This is a genomic window from Nioella ostreopsis (assembly GCF_004000255.1).
Lineage (GTDB): Bacteria > Pseudomonadota > Alphaproteobacteria > Rhodobacterales > Rhodobacteraceae > Nioella > Nioella ostreopsis.
Map to the genome: position 1 here is coordinate 94142 of NZ_RCIQ01000007.1, position 16668 is coordinate 110809.

Here is a 16668-nt window from a genome sequence, read left to right on the forward strand (position 1 = left end):
AAGCCTCGGGTCGCGGAAACGTGGACCCTAGATAGGTCGGTTGCCCGCGCAATGCCCGTCGATTCCGAAGAACCGCACGGATTTCGGAAATCAACCGGCCTCGGACGATCAGGACCCGGACGTGGCGCGCACGAGAATGATCTCCCCCGTGGCCGGGAGGTAAATTGCCGACTGGCTGGACCCGCTGTCGAAGACGTGGCTCGCCACGAAGGCCCCCGGCGCATCGAGTGCGGCGCGCAACCGGGCGCCGGTGTCTGTTCCGGCCCATGCCTCTTCGCAGCGTTGAAGGGCCCCCGCAGGCGCAACGGGCGTGGCCTGCCAGTCGGTCAGGTTCCGGGCCACGTAGCCGAGCACGGGCGGCTCCGGGGTGGGGTCGGTCAACCGTGCGGCATGCCATTGGCAGGGGCTGTTCGACCGGCCGTAGGTGCCGAGCTGCACCATCGGGGCGCGGCCCAAACGCTCTTCGAAGGCGGCACGCAGGGCGCGGTCCTCTGACCGGGCGGACATCAGCAGGAAGACTCCACCGAAAACAACGACCAGCCCGAAAAGAACAAGCCCGCCAAGGATCATCTCCCGCGGGCTTGCTTTGCGTTGATCGGACATGCCGGGATCAGCCCGCGGTGGCGGGCTCTTCCTTCTTGCGCTCCGTGTAGATCAGCAGGGGCTGCGCATCGGAGGACACCGCCTCTTCGTTGACAACCACTTCCTCGACGCCTTCGGTGCCGGGCAGGTCGAACATGGTATCCAGCAGGATGTCCTCCATGATCGAGCGCAGGCCGCGCGCGCCGGTCTTGCGGGCGATCGCGCGCTTGGCGATGGCTGACAGGGCGTCATCGGTGAATTTCAGCTTGGCGTCTTCCAGTTCAAAGAGCCGCTGATACTGCTTGACCAGCGCGTTCTTGGGCTGGGTCAGGATGGTGACAAGCGCGTCCTCGTCCAGATCTTCCAGCGTCGCGATGACGGGCAGACGACCGACAAATTCCGGAATCAGGCCGAATTTCAGCAGATCCTCCGGTTCGAGATCCTTGAAATACTCGCCAACGGTCTTGTTGCTGTCGTCGCGTACATCGGCGCCGAAGCCCATGGCGCTGCCCTTGCCGCGCTGCGCGATGATCTTGTCCAGCCCGGCAAACGCACCGCCGCAGATGAACAGGATGTTGGTGGTGTCCACCTGCAGGAATTCCTGCTGCGGATGCTTGCGCCCGCCCTGCGGCGGAACGGAGGCCACGGTGCCTTCCATGATCTTCAGCAGTGCCTGCTGCACGCCCTCGCCTGACACGTCGCGGGTGATCGAGGGGTTGTCGGACTTGCGGGTGATCTTGTCGACCTCGTCGATATAGACGATGCCGCGCTGCGCCCGGTCGACATTGTATTCGCTGGCCTGCAGAAGCTTCAGGATGATGTTTTCCACGTCCTCGCCCACGTAACCGGCTTCGGTCAGGGTGGTGGCGTCGGCCATGGTAAACGGCACATCCAGAATGCGCGCCAGCGTCTGCGCCAGCAGCGTCTTGCCGCAGCCGGTGGGGCCGATTAGCAGGATGTTGGACTTCGCCAGTTCGATATCCGATTTGCCGGAGTTGTTCAGGCGCTTGTAATGGTTGTGAACAGCCACCGAAAGCACCCGCTTGGCATGCATCTGTCCGATCACGTAATCGTCCAGCACCTCGCAGATTTCACGCGGGGACGGCACCCCGTCGGAGGATTTCAGCCCGGCGGATTTCGTTTCCTCGCGGATGATGTCCATGCACAGTTCGACGCATTCATCGCAGATGAATACAGTCGGCCCGGCAATCAGCTTGCGCACCTCGTGCTGGCTCTTGCCGCAAAAGCTGCAATAGAGCGTGTTCTTGGTGTCGTTGCCGGATGAATTCGCCATATCGTCCTACCTCAACGGGTTTTCGCGCTGTGCCGAAGGGCGTTCGCCCTGAAACTCGGCTCCGTTCGCGCAAGCCTAAAGCAGCCCAAACCGGTCCACAATGTCAAAATGGCCTCGGGTCGCCCCCAAAACCAACGCGCCCGCGCAAGGCCCCTGCCCTGCGCGGACACCTTATTTTCAAGCCTCGGCCGCACCGCGGTTTTCGACGATCTCGTCGATCAGGCCCCAGTCCTTGGCCTGTTGGGCATCCATGAAATTGTCGCGTTCCAGCGCGTCGACCACCGATTCCAGCTTTTGCCCGGTATGTTTGACGTAGATCTGGTTAAGGCGATCTTTCAGCTTCTGGGTTTCCTGGGCGTGGATCATGATATCCGTTGCCTGGCCCTGATAGCCGCCGGAGGGCTGGTGCACCATGATGCGGGAATTGGGCAGCGAAAAGCGCATGCCGGGTTCGCCCGCCGTCAGCAGCAGCGAGCCCATGGACGCCGCCTGCCCCACCACGAGGGTCGAGACCTTGGGCTTGATGTATTGCATCGTGTCATAGATCGACAGGCCAGAGGTCACGACACCGCCGGGGCTGTTGATATACATGGAGATTTCCTTGGACGGGTTCTCCGCCTCAAGGTGCAGCAGCTGCGCCACGATGAGGCTGGACATGCCATCATGCACCGGGCCCGACAGGAAGATGATCCGCTCCTTCAGCAGGCGCGAAAAGATGTCATAGGCGCGCTCGCCCCGGCTGGTCTGTTCGACCACCATGGGAACCAGCGTGTTCATGTAAACGTCATTGGGGTCTTTCATCGGGCCTGCCTCAGGTAAGGGTACATGCTTTGTCGGAAGGTTATGGCCGCCCCATGGGGACTGCAAGGGGGGGTGGATCACGAAATACCCCCGCGCGGGCGCTTTTCAAGGACGGCGTCGGCCCGTCACCGGCTGGCCATCCACATGGTGGCCCCCCAACGTGGCAGCAACACCACATCTTCGCACGGATCGCGCGTGGCGATATCACCGATCAGCCCGGCCACATCCCGCACGCCGTTTTCAAAGGGCAGCAGGCGGCAGGCGGTCTGGAACAGGTCACCCGTCAGCGGCTGGATTGCCCAGACTCTCTGTTCGCCATTGCTGTCCCACGAGATGATGTGATCGCCCGAGGGGGTGAAATCGGCGGCCACATAAGTGACCAGCCCGTCGCGGGCATGGGCGAAGGTATAGAGCGGCAAGCCGGTCTGTGCATCCCAGACATAGACCTGCCCATCATCCGCGCCGGTGACCAGCAGGCGCTCATCCGGGCTGAGCGCCATCGAGGTCACGAACCCGTCATGGGCGAGCCGCTCGTTATAAAAGGGCGGTGCGTCCTCGGCCACATGGGTCAGGCGCAGCACGTCGGGCTGATTGGGCAGGATGTTGACCCGCATTCCCGTCGCCATCAGCTCCATCGCCGCCGCATTGCGCCCGGCATCGGAGGTGGACACCACCGCCTCGGTCATCGCGTCCGAGATCGAGGGCACGGAATGGCCGGTGGACACGTCAAAGAACCGCATCACCCCGGCCTCGTCATGGGTCATGACAGCATTGCCCTGCGGCGAGAAATGCACGTCATGGACCGGGCTGCGATGGCCCAGAAGGGTGATCAGGCTTTTGCCCGTCGGCACGTCATGAATGCGCGCCCGGTTGTCGGACGCCCCCACGGCCATCCGCAGGCCATCGGGCGACAGCCCAAGCCCGAGGATATCCACCCCATCAAGATACAGCGCGCTCGGCGGCAGGATCGCGTCAAACGTCGTCAAGTCCCAGACCCCGGCGATATTGCCGGTGGCGGCGGCGACGGTGCTGCCATCGGCAGAGACATCCATCGCCACGACCAGCCCGGGCATGCGCAGCCTGTGAATCAGCCCCATGGCCCGCCCGTTCAGCGCCGGAACAAGGTCGATCACCCGCACTTCATCGCCAACGGACGCGATCAGCCGGGCGCTGCCGGGCACGAAGGCCAGCGCCGTCACGTCATCGCCTAGGCTGAGCGGGTCGCGCAGGGCGCGGCCCGAGATCAGGGAATGGAAATGCAGCTCGTTCGATGCGCTCGCCACGACCAGCGTATCTCCGCCGGGTGACAGCGCCGCCGACAGCACACGCTCTGCGCCCTGATAGGGAAGGCCCGAGACTTCCCCTTCACGGGGGTCCCATACCGTCACACGGCTGTCGCGGATCAGCAGGAACCGGCCCCGGTCATACAGGATTCGCGGCGCCATTCCGGCGGCGGGCATCGCAAGCTCGCCTTCGATAACGGCACCGGTGTCTGGGTCGAACACCGCGCCAGAGCCGTCGGACGACACCGTCACCACATGGCCCGACCCCGGCAGGAACTCCACGAAATGGGCAGGCGCATCCGGCAAGGTCACCGTGGCGCGCAGGCGTTGGCCCTGGATCGTCTGGCCGAGCGTTTCCAGAACCTCCAGCCAGGCATCGGGCGCGCGGCAAAAGCTGAAATCAATGAGCGGCAGGATATTCTGGATCGCGAGCACCGGGTCGAGCGTCTGCGCTTCCCTGGCCCGCGACCGCAATTCCTCGCATTGCTGGTTGCTCACCCAGAAATAGCCCCCGACAAGTGCCGCACAGATGGCAACGGTGGTGGCCACGGCGCTGCCGATCTGGAACCATTTGCGCCGAGACATCCCGGCCTTGAAATAGCGCCAGTGATCGCGCGTCGGCCCCGGCGCGCCGCGTGGATGGCGCTCGATCCAGCGGCGCATGGCACGCAATTCGGCCCCGCGCGGTGGGGCCCCCACCCCGCCTAGGAACCGCGCCGCCTGTTCGCCGAAGCGCGTGTGGTCGCGGATCCATTCGATATCGCGGTCGAGCGCGGAATCCAGCCGCTCGATGGCCTGCGACCATTCCCCGTCCTCGCCGTAGAAGCGGACATAGTTGATTTCCCGGATTTCCGGCGGCAGGTCCGGCCCCACATCCTCGAAAGCGGCGGGGACCATGCGCTTGTTCAGTTCCAGCGCGAACTGCATCTCCATCCGGCAGGCAGGCGAGGTGATCCAGTTCGGCCCCAGAACCAGCACCACAACGTCAGAGCCCTGCATCATGTCGCGGATGCGGGCGGTGATATGCTCGGTCTCGAAAATGCCTTCGCGGTCGATGAAGACGTCATGCCCGCGCGACCGCAGCTCTTCCCACAGGAAATCTGCCCGATCCCTGTCCTTGTGAGAATAGGAAATGAAGATTCGCGAACGTTGGGTCATGTGGTCCCATCAAGCCCTGCCAGAGGCAAAAAATCCACCCCCGCAGAGGCGAGAAGCATCTGTGATTCTGTGCGAAAAAGCGGCCAAACCCGGCCTTTCGAGCGCTTGCCCCGCAGACTCCCCTGCGCGACGCCGGAAAATATTCCCTTCATCATCAAGTGCTTACCTATGGCGGGGCAAAAATCAGCCCGAAAAGTCAAATAAGTGTATTTACAACACGATAAGTTAGTGTCATAACGACAATACGAACTGACACCAACACATCACCACTCAAACCTACCATACGAAAGACCAGATTAAGACCTCTCTCGAAGACCTTTTCCTCCCTCTCCCTTTTCTTATTCCTCAAGACGATCCGTCCTATCCCTGTCCCCATGAACTGGATCGTCCGGCCGGCCCCTTCTGTCCCAGGGGGCCGGCCAATTTACTTGACGGGACCCAGATAGTGTGTGAACTTTACACCATCCATTCAGCCCCGGGACGGGTTACCATTTTGAAAGGGCCGGGATCAGACCGGCAAACGGGCAGGCATGAGTTATACTTACGAATATCCGCATCCGGCGGTCACGGCGGACATCTGCATTTTCTCGATCCGCGAAGGCACGTTGAAGGTTTTGCTGATTCAGCGTCTGATTGACCCATTCAAGGACAGTTGGGCCATCCCCGGCGGCTTCATCAAGATGGACGAAGATCTCGCGGTCGGCGCCGCCCGAGAGCTGGAGGAAGAAACCGGCGTGTCCGGCGTGCCACTGGAACAGCTCGGCGCCTATGGCGCGCCCGACCGTGACCCGCGTGAAAGGGTGATCACCGTGGCGTTCATGGCGCTGGTGCCGTCCGACCAGATGGTTCTGGCCGCTGCCACCGACGCCGCCGATGCGCAATGGTTCGACATGGACGAACTGCCCGCGCTGGCCTTCGACCACGCCACGATCCTCGCCGATGCCCGCGCAAGGCTGGCCGACAAGGTGACAAATCGCGTGACCGAAACCGCCAAGTCGGCCTTCCAGTTCCTGCCGCAGAAATTCACCCTGGCGCAGGCGCAGGCAGTGTTCGAAACCCTGAAGGGCGAACCGCTGGACAAGCGCAATTTCCGCAAGTGGATTGCCGCGAACTGGGATCTTGTCGACCTGAAGGAAAAGACCTCGGGCGGACGCCACCGGCCCGCCGCGCTCTATTCGGTCGATTTCTGAAAAAATGGCCCCGGAGCGTCGCACCGGGGCCGAATAAAGCGCCCGGGCCGGGAGAGAATTGCCCTGCGCTGATCCGCGTCAAACACGAATCTCACCCACATGTTTATCAACCGCAGGTTTTGCGCTCTCTGATCTGGATCAAGGTGCGTTTCGCGTTTCCACCTATGGTCCACGCAGCAAAAGGACTATTGCAGATGCGTCTGACCGTCAGAACCAATATTGCCATGCGCGCGCTGATGACCTGCGCGGTGAACCCCGGCAAGATCGTCCGCAAGGCCGAGATCGCGGAAGCCACCGGCGCGTCCGAGGCGCATTTGGGCGTGGTCATCAACCAGCTGGCGCAGACCGGTTTCATCGAGACGATCCGCGGCCGCAACGGCGGTATCCGCCTGCGCCTGCCCCCCGAGGAGATCAGCGTCGGGCGTGTTTTCCGCACCTTCGAGGCGAACACCCCTTTTGCGGAGTGCTTTTCTGCCCGTGACAATCATTGCCCGATCGCACCGGTCTGCAAACTGCGCAATTCTCTCAATACGGCGCTGGAGGCGTTCTACGCCTCGCTTGATCGCGTCACGCTGAGCGATCTGACCTGCAACAATGCCGGGCTCGAACGACTGCTGTCGCTCGAACCCGCCTGCTGATCACTCCGCCGCGTTCGGGGCGGCCTTCCCGACCACCGGCCCCAGCTCTGACATCGCCGCATATTGCGACAGGAACACCTTGCCGGTCAGTTCCTCCAGAAAATGTGCGCGCTTCAAGCGGTCCATGACCGGGCCCTTCACCTCGGACAGGTGCAGTGCGATGCCCATGGAGGCCAGCCGGTGATTGATCGCTTCGAGCGATTCCAGCGCCGACATGTCGACCTCGTTCACCGCCGAGAACATCAGCACCACATGCTTGATCCCGTCGCATCCCACCACCCGGTCGAGGATGTAATCCTCCAGGTAGCGCGCATTGGCGAAGTAGAGGCTGCCATCCACCCTGAGCGTGACCATCGCCGGATGGGTCAGCACCTCGTAGCGTTTGATATTGCGAAAGTGCTCGGACCCGTCCTGCATCAGGCCCACCTCGGCGATATGAGGTCGCGAGGTCTTGTAGAGATAGAGCGCGATGGACAGAAGCACACCTGCCGACACGCCGACCTCCACCCCCATGGCAAGGGTCAGAACAATCGTCGCGGCAACGGCGATGAAATCGGCCTTGGAATAGCCCCAGGTCTTTTTCAGGATCGAGAAATCGACAAGGCTCAGCACCGCCACGATGATCGTTGCCGCCAGCGTGGCCTTGGGCAGGAAGAAGATCAGCGGCGTCAGGGCGAGGGCGGCGATGGCCAAGCCAACAGCGGTATAGGCCCCGGCGGCAGGGGTTTCGGCCCCCGCGTCATAGTTCACGACCGAGCGGGAAAAGCCCCCCGTGACCGGGAAACCACCGGTAAAGGCCGCGCCGATATTGGCCGCACCAAGCCCGATCAGCTCTTGATCCGGGTCGATGCGCTGGCGTTTCTTGGCGGCAAGCGTCTGCGCCACGGAAATGGATTCCACAAATCCGATGACCGAGATCAGAAGCGCAGGCACAGCCAGCGCGCGAATGAGGTCCAGATCGAAAGACGGCATAGTCAGGGGCGGCAGGCTTTGCGGCACTTCTCCGACAATGGCGACCCCCTGCCCGTTCAGACCGAAGAGCCAGACGACCAGCGTCGTCACCACGACCGCCGCCACCGGCCCGGCCTTGGCCGCCACATCGGCGAGCGTCGGGGACATGCCCATTTTGCGCAACGCAGGCTTCAGCCCCTTGCGCACCCAGAAGAGGAACGCCGTAGCCGTGACGCCAAGGGCCAGCGTGTAGGGGTTCGTCTCTGGCAGGCGATGCCAAAGTGACTCCACCAGTTCCAACAGGTTGTGACCGCCCGCAGAGACGCCAAGAATGTGTTTCAACTGGCTCGCCGCGATGATCACGCCCGAGGCGGTGATGAAGCCCGCAATCACCGGATGCGACAGGAAATTCGCCAGAAACCCGAGCCGGAAAACGCCCATGGCCAGCAGGATTGCCCCCGACAGCCCCGCAAGCGTCAGCGCCGCGATGACATAGCCCGCCGTCCCGGCCTCGGCGATCTGGCCGATGGAGGCCGCCGTCATCAGCGAGACCACCGCGACCGGCCCCACGGCCAACGCGCGGGAGGTGCCGAAGATGGCGTAGAGGATGATCGGCGCAATCGAGGCGTAAAGCCCCATCTCGGGCGGCAGGCCAGCGAGCAGCGCGTAGGCCAGCGATTGCGGGATCAGCATGATCGTGACGATCACCGCGGCGATCAGGTCATTCGACAGGGCCTGCTTGTTGTAGCTCCGGCCCCAGTCGAGAATGGGCAGATATCGGGCGAGCATTGCGCACCTTTCGGAAATAGTCAGCAGATCCGCCCGGGCGTCATCCCGGCGGGTCCGAAAGGCCCCCGCGCCGGTCAGGGCACGAGGGTCAAGAGATCGGGAGGATCAGCTGGCGCTGACCTTCTCGGGTTTCACCATCCATTCACGGCCACGCAGCATGGCCTTCCAGTAAACGGGTGGCAGCAGTTTTTCCTTCAGGAACCATGACAGACCAGAGGGCTTGGTGCCGTCGATCAGCCATTTCGGGAAGGACGGCAGCAGCGCCCCGCCATAGCCGAACTCAGCCAGAACGATCTTGCCGCGTTCCACCGTCAGCGGGCAGGAGCCATAGCCGTTATAGATCATCGAAGGCGACTTCCCGTCGATGTCATCAGCGAGGTTCTGCGCCACGATGGGGGCCTGCATGCGCGCCGCCGCTGCCGTCTTGGCATTGGGGGCGTTCATCACATCGCCGAGCGACCAGATATTGTCATAGGTCTTGTGGCGCAGGGTGGCCTGATCCACATCGACCCATCCGGCGGCATCGGCCAGCGGCGAGACGCGGATGAAATCCGGCGCGGTCTGCGGCGGGCAGACATGCATCATCTCAAACTCCACCGTCACCTCGGTCGGATCGGTATCGGGCTTGGCGACCTTGAAGGTGGCCTTTTTCGCATCACCATCTACCGACACGAGATTGTGGAAGAAGTTCAGGTCGGCATTGTATTTCTCGATGTATTTCTCCAGCGCCGGAACGTAGTCCTTGACGCCAAACAGCACCCCGCCCGCATTCATGAACTGGATGTCGATATTCTTGAGCGTGCCATTGCGGAACCAGTGATCGCCCGAGAGATACAGCGCCTTTTGCGGCGCGCCCGCGCATTTGATCGGCATCGGCGGCTGCGTGAACAGCGCCCGGCCCTCCTTCAGGCCCTGCACCAGTTCCCACGTGTAGGGGGCGAGGTCATAGCGATAATTCGAGGTCACACCGTTCCTGCCGAGCGTGTCCACCAGCCCTTCGACCTTGTGCCAGTCAAGCTTGATGCCAGGACACACGACAAGCCGCTTGTAGCCCACCACGCGACAGCCATCGAGGATGACCGCGTTGTCCTTCGGCTCGAACGCTGCGACGGCGGATTTGATCCAGTGCACGCCCTTCGGGATCAGGCTGCCCATGGTCTTGGCGGTGTCGGCGGCCTCGAAGATACCGCCGCCCACCATGGTCCAGCCGGGCTGGTAGTAGTGGATATCGGCCGGGTCGATGATGGCGATCTCCAGATCCGGCTTGCGGGTCTTGAGCGAAGATGCGGCTGAAATGCCCGCCGCGCCGCCGCCCACGATCACCACGTCATAGCTTGCATCGGCCCGATCCGTGGGCGTCTTGCCACCATTGACGATGCGCCGCACGACGCCCGCCATGTCATAGCCCGCCGCCTTGGTCGAGGCCATGATATCGGCCAGCGGCACCGTGCCGGCCTGGCTCAGCGACCACAGCGTCGCTGACCGGGTGCCGGTCCGGCAGTAGGCGAAGACGGGCTTTGGCATCTCGTCGAGGGCCCGGCCGAAATCCGACGCGTCGTCATCCGTGACCCGGCCCGCGACGATGGGAAGATACCGGATTTCAAGACCAGCCTCCTTTGCTGCGGCCTCGATCTCCTCGAAGGTCGGCTGGTCCGCGCCTTCTCCATCGGGGCGGTTGCACATGATCGACCGAAAGCCCTGATCAGCGATGCGGCGTACATCTGCCGCGCTGATCTGCGGACTGACCGAGATCGTGGCGTTGATGGTCTTGATTTCCATGGTTGTCCCTTCCCTGTCCGGTCTTACAGCGCGTTGACCGGCACTTTGAGCATCGGATTGCCGTCCTTGTCGGTCGGAACCTCGCCCGCGCGCATGTTCACCTGCAAGGAGGGGATGATCAGCTTGGGCATGTCAAGCTGCGCGTCACGCTCGGTGCGGAACTTGACGAATTCTTCCTTCGTCTTGCCGCCACCCACATGGATGTTGTGCGCCTTCTCTTCGCCCACGGTGGTTTCCCACGCGATGTCGCGGCCGTTCGGACCGTAGTCGTGGCACATGAACAGACGCATGTCGTCGGGCAGCGCCAGCACCTTCTGGATCGAGTCATAAAGCGTACCCGCGTCGCCACCGGGGAAGTCGGCCCGGGCAGAGCCACCATCGGGCATGAACAGCGTGTCGCCCACAAAGGCGGCATTGCCCATCACATGCACCATGCAGGCCGGGGTGTGACCGGGGGTATACATGGCGAAAGCCTGCATATTGCCGATCATGTAGGTGTCGCCCTCGACAAACAGCTTGTCGAACTGGCTGCCGTCGCGCTGGAACTCGGTGCCTTCGTTGAAGACCTTGCCGAACGTGTCCTGCACGACCATGATCTTGTCGCCCACACCGATCTTGCCGCCCAGTTTGTTCTGGATATAGGGCGCGGCGGACAGGTGATCGGCATGGACATGGGTCTCGATGATCCATTCCAGTTTCAGATCGTTCTTCTCGATATGGGCGATCAGCTCGTCCGCGTGATCATAGGTGATCCGACCGGCGGCATAGTCGATATCCATGACGGAATCGACGATGGCGCAGGAATTGGAGCTCGGGTCTTTCACGACATAGCTGATCGTGTTGGTGGCGGGGTCGAAGAAGGCATCGACCTGGGGTTTGACGTCCATCTTGATGGGGTAGTTCGACATGATTGTATCCTCCGATAACTGGTGTGGCAAAGCCGATCAGGCCTGCGTGGGGGCCGTAGGACGGCGGAAATGCATCAGTGCTCGCGCCGCGAAGATCCCCGCGACAAGGGCAATGGTGAAGAGAACGACCTCGATCCGACCGGTGCCAAGGGCAGGCAGCGCGCCACCGGGGCAGAAGCCCGCAATGCCCCAGCCAATGCCGAAGACGGCGGACCCGCCAAGCAGCTTGAGGTCGATGACATTCGAGCCGGGCAGCAGGAACTGCCGGTCAAACAGCGGCATGGGCCGTTTCAGAACGAAGCGGTAGCCGAGGAAGGTCACCACCACCGCCCCGCCCATGACAAAGATCAGGCTCGGGTCCCAGGTGCCCGCCACGTCGAAGAAGTTGATGACCTTGGCCGGGTTCGCCATGCCCGAGATCGAGATCCCGAGGCCGAAGACGATGCCGATGAGATATGCAACGAAGATCCGCATTGGCTCAGCCTCCAATCACGTGGCGAAGGACAAAGACGGTGAGGCCGGTGAAGACCATGAACGTGGCCACGGCCGAGATCGACCGGGGCGACAGCCGCGCCATCCCGCAGACCCCATGGCCCGAGGTGCAGCCCGACCCGAAGGTCACGCCGATCCCCACGATGAAGCCGCCGACCAGCAGCATCGGCTTAGACACCGGCACCTCGACGGCAGGCATCTGCCCCATCAGCGCAAAGTAGACCAGCGGACCGGTGACCATCCCGGCCAGGATGGCGGCGCGCCAGTAGAAGTCTTCGCGGGACGCGGGGCTGAAGAACCCGGCCAGAATGCCGGTCGCGCCCATGATCCGGCCAAGGGTCAGCATCAGCAGCACCGAGGCGGTGCCGATCAGCACGCCGCCGATGGTGCTGGCCAAAGGTGTGAATTCGGTTTCCATATCGTCCTGTCTCCTTCAGACCAGTGAGGGGAGAATCGCGCATACGCCCCTTGTTTTGCTGGCCTTGTTCGCTGTTTCCTGTGAACTTCACCTGTGAAGCTTGTCGTCTGTCTACAACGCAGACTGCCCTGCTTCAGTGACGATGTCACCAAAGCAGGGCAGCCGCTTGGAAAAGAGAAAGGAAGGGTGGGATCAGGCCGCGCAGGCGGGGCTCAGTCTGGCCCGGATCCGCTCCGGCACTTGCCGGGCGCTCATGGCACGGGGGTAAGGCAGTTCCTCCATCTCCGGCACGTCGCCGTAGAGCGCCTCGAACTCCGCGTAATTGTCGAAACCACGGCGGGAGACATTGTCGATGAAGGTCTCGGCAGGAGCGCCGTTCGCAAGGATGATCTCGTGCGCCTCGGTCTCGATGTGGTAGACGATGTAGGTCTCGCCCATCTCGGAGAGTGGCACGCGGGTGATCGACGTCCTATTCACCAATGCCCCGGCATGACAGATCACGCCATCCACCAACATCCCGTGATCGGCGGTCACGGTCAGGTCAGCAGTCGGCAGGCCATCACCCAGAGCCCCGGCAGAAAAGCGCACGAGGCGCAGCCGCTCGGCGGGACCGAAGCGGGTCATGACGGTCTGGTGGCCGATCCATTTTACACGGCATAATGTGCCCGCTGCCGTTGCGATCAGATCACCGATTTCCAGCCGCTCAACGGCGACAGCTCCGTTCGGCCCGACGATCTTGGTACCAGCAGCGAAGCATTGCACGGTAACCGACCCAGTGGACCACCCGGCATCAGCCTGCATTGCAGCGAAGGTTGCGGGGAACCCGCCGATAGGCGCGGCTGGCCCGTACATGTAATGATCGCCTGAAGACGCGTCGAGACAGACAATGAACGTGTTGGTGCCATCCGACCACGTGCCGACAAAGGCATCGCCCGGCTCCCCGAGGAACAGCCCGTCGACCATGTTGGTATCGCCTGTGTCGAATGTGTTGCCGCCCGCGCCGTCATCCAGCGTGCCGCCAAACGGTATATTAAGAATGAGACCGCCTGATGCCTCGTATTGACCGATATATGAGAAAGACTGGTCAGCCATACCGCTACTCCTGCAGAAAACCGTCAAAAAGATCGACTGCGCCAAGATGACCCTGGCACCTGAACGTGGGGAGACTGACCGATTTCAACACACGGCACAAGACCTCTGACCCCGATGCTCGAAAGCGATCCGGCGTTCTGGTCACGACGACAAATTCCGACGCAGTGGTCAGGCAGCCGAGGCTCGAGAAATCCAAGTCAGTATGCGCGCAGGCACCTGCCGTGCCGACATCGCGCGGGGGTAAGGCAGTTCCTCCATTTCAGGCACCTCGCCATAAAGCGCCTCGAACTCGGGGAAATTGTCGAAGGCCCGGCGGCTTACATTGTCGATGAAGGTCTCGGCGGGCGCGCCATTGGCAAGGATGATTTCATGCGCCTCTGTCTCGATATGGTAGACGGTGTAGCTATTGCCCATCTCGGACAGCGGAACCTGGGTGATCGTTGTGCCGTTCACCAAAGCGCCTGCATGGCAAAGCACACCCTCGATCAGCAGCGCGTGGTCGGCGGTCAGGGTCAGGCTGCGGGCCGGGCATCCGGGGCCGAGCGCGCCGGCGTCCACACGCACCAGACCCAGGCGGGCGGCTGGCAGGAAGGCCGGGAAAACCGTCTGCCGCCCGATCCATTTCACCGCGACCGGCTTTCCCTCTGCCGTTTCGATCATGTCGCCAATGGTCAGCGCCTCAACGGTACGCTCGCCTTCGGGGGTGGAAATCAGCGTGCCCTTCGCAAAGCAGAAACTGTAGGTCTGCGGGGTGATCGTGGGCAGACTGGCGGGAAAGGTTACGCTCGCGGGGCCGGGATTATAGATCAGGTATTGGTTGGCCCCGAACAGCGTCACGAAGGTTACCGGCATGATGATGCCACCGATGTCCACGGTGCCCTCGTAGGATGACACCCCGCCGAACAGAACGTCGTTCACGACCAGTTCGCCGTCAGAATCGCTGAATGACCCGCCCCCTTGAGAATTTAGAAGCGTGCCTGTGTTGCTGTAATTGGCTGTCTGCACATAAATTAGATCCGGCATTGTGTCCTCTTCCTATGCTGCAAGGAAAGCTCTGGCTGTGCTGTGCAAGGGCGCGAGCATGGCTGCTTTCGGTACGTGCGAGTGTTTGATTGCCCCGCTGGCGCTATGGCCCAAAACCTTTGCACCGCGCGGAAATTCCGTCCGGCCAGAGTGCCGACGGACAGGCCGCGTCCGGTAATTCGGCCCAGGGCTTCAGACATGATCGCGCCACGCAGACTCATCCCACCCGGCGCGGGGCAAGCCGTGCTGCAATCGCCATTGGCACCTGCCGCACCGACATCGCGCGGGGGTAGGGCAGTTCTTCCATTTCGGGCACGTCGCCATAGAGCGCCTCGAACTCCGTGTAGTTGTCGAACACCCGGCGGCTGACATTGTCGATGAAGGTCTCGGCGGGTGCGCCGTTGGCGAGGATGATCTCGTGGTCCGCGGTCTCGATGTGGTAGACGGTGTAGATCTCGCCCATCTCCTCCAGCGGCACGCGGGTGATGGTCTCGCCGTTCACCAGAGCCCCCGCGTGGCAGATGACGCCCTCCACCAGCATCCCGTGGTCGGCGGTCACCGTCAGATCCATATTGGGAAGCCCCCCACCCAGAGACCCCGCCGCAAAGCGCACCGGCATCAGCCGTTCGGCGGGGCCGAAGCGGGTCATCACCGTTTGCCGCCCGATCCATTTGACGGCAACGCTGCGGCCCTCAGCGGTCACCACGCTGTCGCCGATCGCCAGGGTTTCCACCGCGACCTCTCCGCCAGGGGTCGCAATCGCAGTCCCTTCCGCGAAGCAGAGATACAGGTTGGGGCCGCTTGCCGTGCTCTGATAAACATTCGATGTCCCGCTAGACCCCACGGCATTATTGAAGGCCGAAACGTCATCGACGGCAATATAGAAGAACGTGTTGCTGGCATTGGTGAAAATGGGAAAGTCCAAACCGTTCGCGCTGACCGTGTAGCCAGAGAAGGTGAAACCAGGGGCGGACGGGTCAACGCCAGCGCTCAACTGCCCGTCCCCATTCGTATCCGTCACATCCAAGGTGCCGCCCTGGGCAAAGGAGTTGCTCCAGGTCAACTGGGTTCCCGGTTCGCCCAGATTATTCATGAAGTTCGGGCCGGTCACGGTGACGTCGCTGGCCTGGATGGCCAGCCAGCCGCCGGATTGGTAGGTGATATCGGGCAAGGGGGTTTACTCCTGTAATCGGGGAACACACCGGCCAGCACAGGCGCGGCGCAGATCAGTGGACGTCAACCCAGATTGCGTTGACGCAATCCAAGCGCGCACTGGATCTCGAGCGGCACCTGTCGTGCCGACATCGCGCGTGGGTGAGGCAGTTCTTCCATCTCTGGCACGTCGCCATAGAGCGCCTCGAACTCCGCGTAATTGTCGAAGACCCGGCGTGAGACATTGTCGATGAAGGTCTCAGAGGGCGCGCCATTGGCGATGATGATTTCGTGCGCCTCGGTCTCGATGTGGTAGACGGTGTAGGTCTCGCCCATCTCCTCCAGCGGAACGCGGGTGATCGTCGTGCTATTCACCAGCGCGCCCGCGTGGCAAATGACGCCCTCTACCAGCATCCCGTGGTCGGCGGTGACGGTCAGGTCCGTATGCGGCAGCCCGTCACCCAAAGACCCGGCGGCGAAGCGCACCGGCATCAGACGCTCGGCGGGGCCGAAGCGCGTAGAGACAGTCTGGCGACCCACCCACTTGACAGGAACCTCGCGCCCGTCGGCGCAGCAAACATGTTCTCCGATGGCCAAGGTCTCCACCGCGCGCTCCCCCAGAGGGGTCGAGATTAATGCGCCTTCCGCAAAACAGACCGTGAACGGTGTGGTGGTCGTAATGAAGGTCGACGTGTCCGGATAGCTGCCGCTGACTTCCGCCCCGATGACGTAGACAAAACTCGATGTGCTGAACACCGGATATGTCTGCCCTGAGAACTGGAGGTTTCCATCGAAGCTGGCCGGTTGGGTCGAGGCCCCAAGCTGATAGGTCAGCGACTCGCTGATCGTGAAGGTCGTGTCCGTTGGCGGATTACCATCGAACACAGAAAAGGCGGCAAAGCTGGAAATCGGGCCTTCAGCCACGAATGCCCCCGTTGTGGCGTTGTAGATCGTGACGATGGTGTTGGCCGGTACGTCGAAAGTTGCCATGGAGTTGCTCGGTGCCCTTAATAAAACGACCCTCCGCATGCGGGCGGCAGTCGTGATTAATGAAATTGAAGGGCAGGCACTCGATAACCAGAACCGTCAGCGCGGACACCTGCCCCCATGCGCTGGCA

15 protein-coding genes are annotated in these 16668 nt (G+C 62.3%); 2 read left to right on the forward strand and 13 right to left on the reverse strand.

Features of this window, described 5'->3' with window-relative positions:
- Window positions 1-108: 108 nt before the first annotated feature.
- The 4 genes from EP237_RS09520 to EP237_RS09535 all read right to left on the reverse strand — a co-directional run bounded on the left by EP237_RS09520 (window position 109) and on the right by EP237_RS09535 (window position 5118).
- A complete protein-coding gene (locus EP237_RS09520) occupies window positions 109-603 on the reverse strand; it encodes a hypothetical protein (RefSeq protein ID WP_127560500.1) in 495 nt (164 codons plus the stop codon).
- A 7-nt stretch (window positions 604-610) separates the two neighbouring features.
- Window positions 611-1876 (reverse strand): ATP-dependent Clp protease ATP-binding subunit ClpX, encoded by a 1266-nt coding sequence (gene clpX, locus EP237_RS09525; RefSeq protein ID WP_127560502.1) that lies wholly within the window; start codon window positions 1874-1876, stop codon window positions 611-613.
- A gap of 177 nt (window positions 1877-2053) precedes the next feature.
- Window positions 2054-2677 carry an ATP-dependent Clp protease proteolytic subunit gene (locus tag EP237_RS09530; RefSeq protein ID WP_127560504.1) on the reverse strand — a complete coding sequence of 208 codons (624 nt, stop codon included), beginning with the start codon at window positions 2675-2677 and terminating at the stop codon, window positions 2054-2056.
- A gap of 125 nt (window positions 2678-2802) precedes the next feature.
- A complete protein-coding gene (locus tag EP237_RS09535; protein WP_127560506.1) occupies window positions 2803-5118 on the reverse strand; it encodes a toll/interleukin-1 receptor domain-containing protein in 2316 nt (771 codons plus the stop codon).
- 530 nt (window positions 5119-5648) lie between these two features.
- Between EP237_RS09535 and EP237_RS09540 the strand changes: the two genes are divergently transcribed.
- Both EP237_RS09540 and EP237_RS09545 read left to right on the forward strand, forming a co-directional pair.
- Window positions 5649-6308, forward strand: a complete 660-nt coding sequence (locus EP237_RS09540; RefSeq protein ID WP_127560508.1) for an NUDIX hydrolase — start codon at window positions 5649-5651, stop codon at window positions 6306-6308.
- 194 nt (window positions 6309-6502) lie between these two features.
- Complete coding sequence (locus EP237_RS09545) at window positions 6503-6946, forward strand: RrF2 family transcriptional regulator (protein WP_127560510.1); 444 nt, start codon at window positions 6503-6505, stop codon at window positions 6944-6946.
- Here EP237_RS09545 and EP237_RS09550 read toward each other — a convergent pair whose 3' ends face one another.
- The 9 genes from EP237_RS09550 to EP237_RS09590 all read right to left on the reverse strand — a co-directional run bounded on the left by EP237_RS09550 (window position 6947) and on the right by EP237_RS09590 (window position 16540).
- Complete coding sequence (locus EP237_RS09550) at window positions 6947-8686, reverse strand: SulP family inorganic anion transporter (protein ID WP_127560512.1); 1740 nt, start codon at window positions 8684-8686, stop codon at window positions 6947-6949.
- Between the two features lie 105 nt (window positions 8687-8791).
- Complete coding sequence (locus EP237_RS09555; RefSeq protein WP_127560514.1) at window positions 8792-10465, reverse strand: bifunctional protein tyrosine phosphatase family protein/NAD(P)/FAD-dependent oxidoreductase; 1674 nt, start codon at window positions 10463-10465, stop codon at window positions 8792-8794.
- 23 nt (window positions 10466-10488) lie between these two features.
- Window positions 10489-11373, reverse strand: coding sequence for an MBL fold metallo-hydrolase (locus EP237_RS09560; protein ID WP_127560516.1), 885 nt, complete (start codon window positions 11371-11373; stop codon window positions 10489-10491).
- A 36-nt stretch (window positions 11374-11409) separates the two neighbouring features.
- A complete protein-coding gene (locus EP237_RS09565) occupies window positions 11410-11847 on the reverse strand; it encodes a DUF6691 family protein (protein ID WP_127560518.1) in 438 nt (145 codons plus the stop codon).
- A 4-nt stretch (window positions 11848-11851) separates the two neighbouring features.
- Window positions 11852-12283 (reverse strand): YeeE/YedE family protein, encoded by a 432-nt coding sequence (locus tag EP237_RS09570; RefSeq protein WP_127560520.1) that lies wholly within the window; start codon window positions 12281-12283, stop codon window positions 11852-11854.
- Between the two features lie 192 nt (window positions 12284-12475).
- Window positions 12476-13375, reverse strand: coding sequence for a Hint domain-containing protein (locus EP237_RS09575; protein ID WP_127560522.1), 900 nt, complete (start codon window positions 13373-13375; stop codon window positions 12476-12478).
- A gap of 168 nt (window positions 13376-13543) precedes the next feature.
- Window positions 13544-14293, reverse strand: a complete 750-nt coding sequence (locus EP237_RS09580) for a Hint domain-containing protein (RefSeq protein WP_164744675.1) — start codon at window positions 14291-14293, stop codon at window positions 13544-13546.
- Between the two features lie 322 nt (window positions 14294-14615).
- The gene (locus EP237_RS09585; RefSeq protein WP_127560526.1) at window positions 14616-15569 is read right to left on the reverse strand and encodes a Hint domain-containing protein; all 954 of its coding nucleotides are present in this window, start codon (window positions 15567-15569) and stop codon (window positions 14616-14618) included.
- 65 nt (window positions 15570-15634) lie between these two features.
- Window positions 15635-16540 carry a Hint domain-containing protein gene (locus tag EP237_RS09590; RefSeq protein WP_164744676.1) on the reverse strand — a complete coding sequence of 302 codons (906 nt, stop codon included), beginning with the start codon at window positions 16538-16540 and terminating at the stop codon, window positions 15635-15637.
- Window positions 16541-16668: the final 128 nt, after the last annotated feature.

Bases quoted from the DNA above. Each gene is read 5' to 3' on its own strand.
- EP237_RS09520 (WP_127560500.1), bottom strand. From the start codon at position 603: ATGTCCGATCAACGCAAAGCAAGCCCGCGGGAGATGATCCTTGGCGGG.
- EP237_RS09550 (WP_127560512.1), bottom strand. From the start codon at position 8,686: ATGCTCGCCCGATATCTGCCCATTCTCGACTGGGGCCGGAGCTACAAC.
- EP237_RS09560 (WP_127560516.1), bottom strand. From the start codon at position 11,373: ATGTCGAACTACCCCATCAAGATGGACGTCAAACCCCAGGTCGATGCC.
- EP237_RS09590 (WP_164744676.1), bottom strand. From the start codon at position 16,540: ATGGCAACTTTCGACGTACCGGCCAACACCATCGTCACGATCTACAAC.
- EP237_RS09540 (WP_127560508.1), top strand. From the start codon at position 5,649: ATGAGTTATACTTACGAATATCCGCATCCGGCGGTCACGGCGGACATC.
- EP237_RS09555 (WP_127560514.1), bottom strand. From the start codon at position 10,465: ATGGAAATCAAGACCATCAACGCCACGATCTCGGTCAGTCCGCAGATC.
- EP237_RS09530 (WP_127560504.1), bottom strand. From the start codon at position 2,677: ATGAAAGACCCCAATGACGTTTACATGAACACGCTGGTTCCCATGGTG.
- clpX (WP_127560502.1), bottom strand. From the start codon at position 1,876: ATGGCGAATTCATCCGGCAACGACACCAAGAACACGCTCTATTGCAGC.
- EP237_RS09535 (WP_127560506.1), bottom strand. From the start codon at position 5,118: ATGACCCAACGTTCGCGAATCTTCATTTCCTATTCTCACAAGGACAGG.
- EP237_RS09545 (WP_127560510.1), top strand. From the start codon at position 6,503: ATGCGTCTGACCGTCAGAACCAATATTGCCATGCGCGCGCTGATGACC.
- EP237_RS09565 (WP_127560518.1), bottom strand. From the start codon at position 11,847: ATGCGGATCTTCGTTGCATATCTCATCGGCATCGTCTTCGGCCTCGGG.
- EP237_RS09570 (WP_127560520.1), bottom strand. From the start codon at position 12,283: ATGGAAACCGAATTCACACCTTTGGCCAGCACCATCGGCGGCGTGCTG.
- EP237_RS09575 (WP_127560522.1), bottom strand. From the start codon at position 13,375: ATGGCTGACCAGTCTTTCTCATATATCGGTCAATACGAGGCATCAGGC.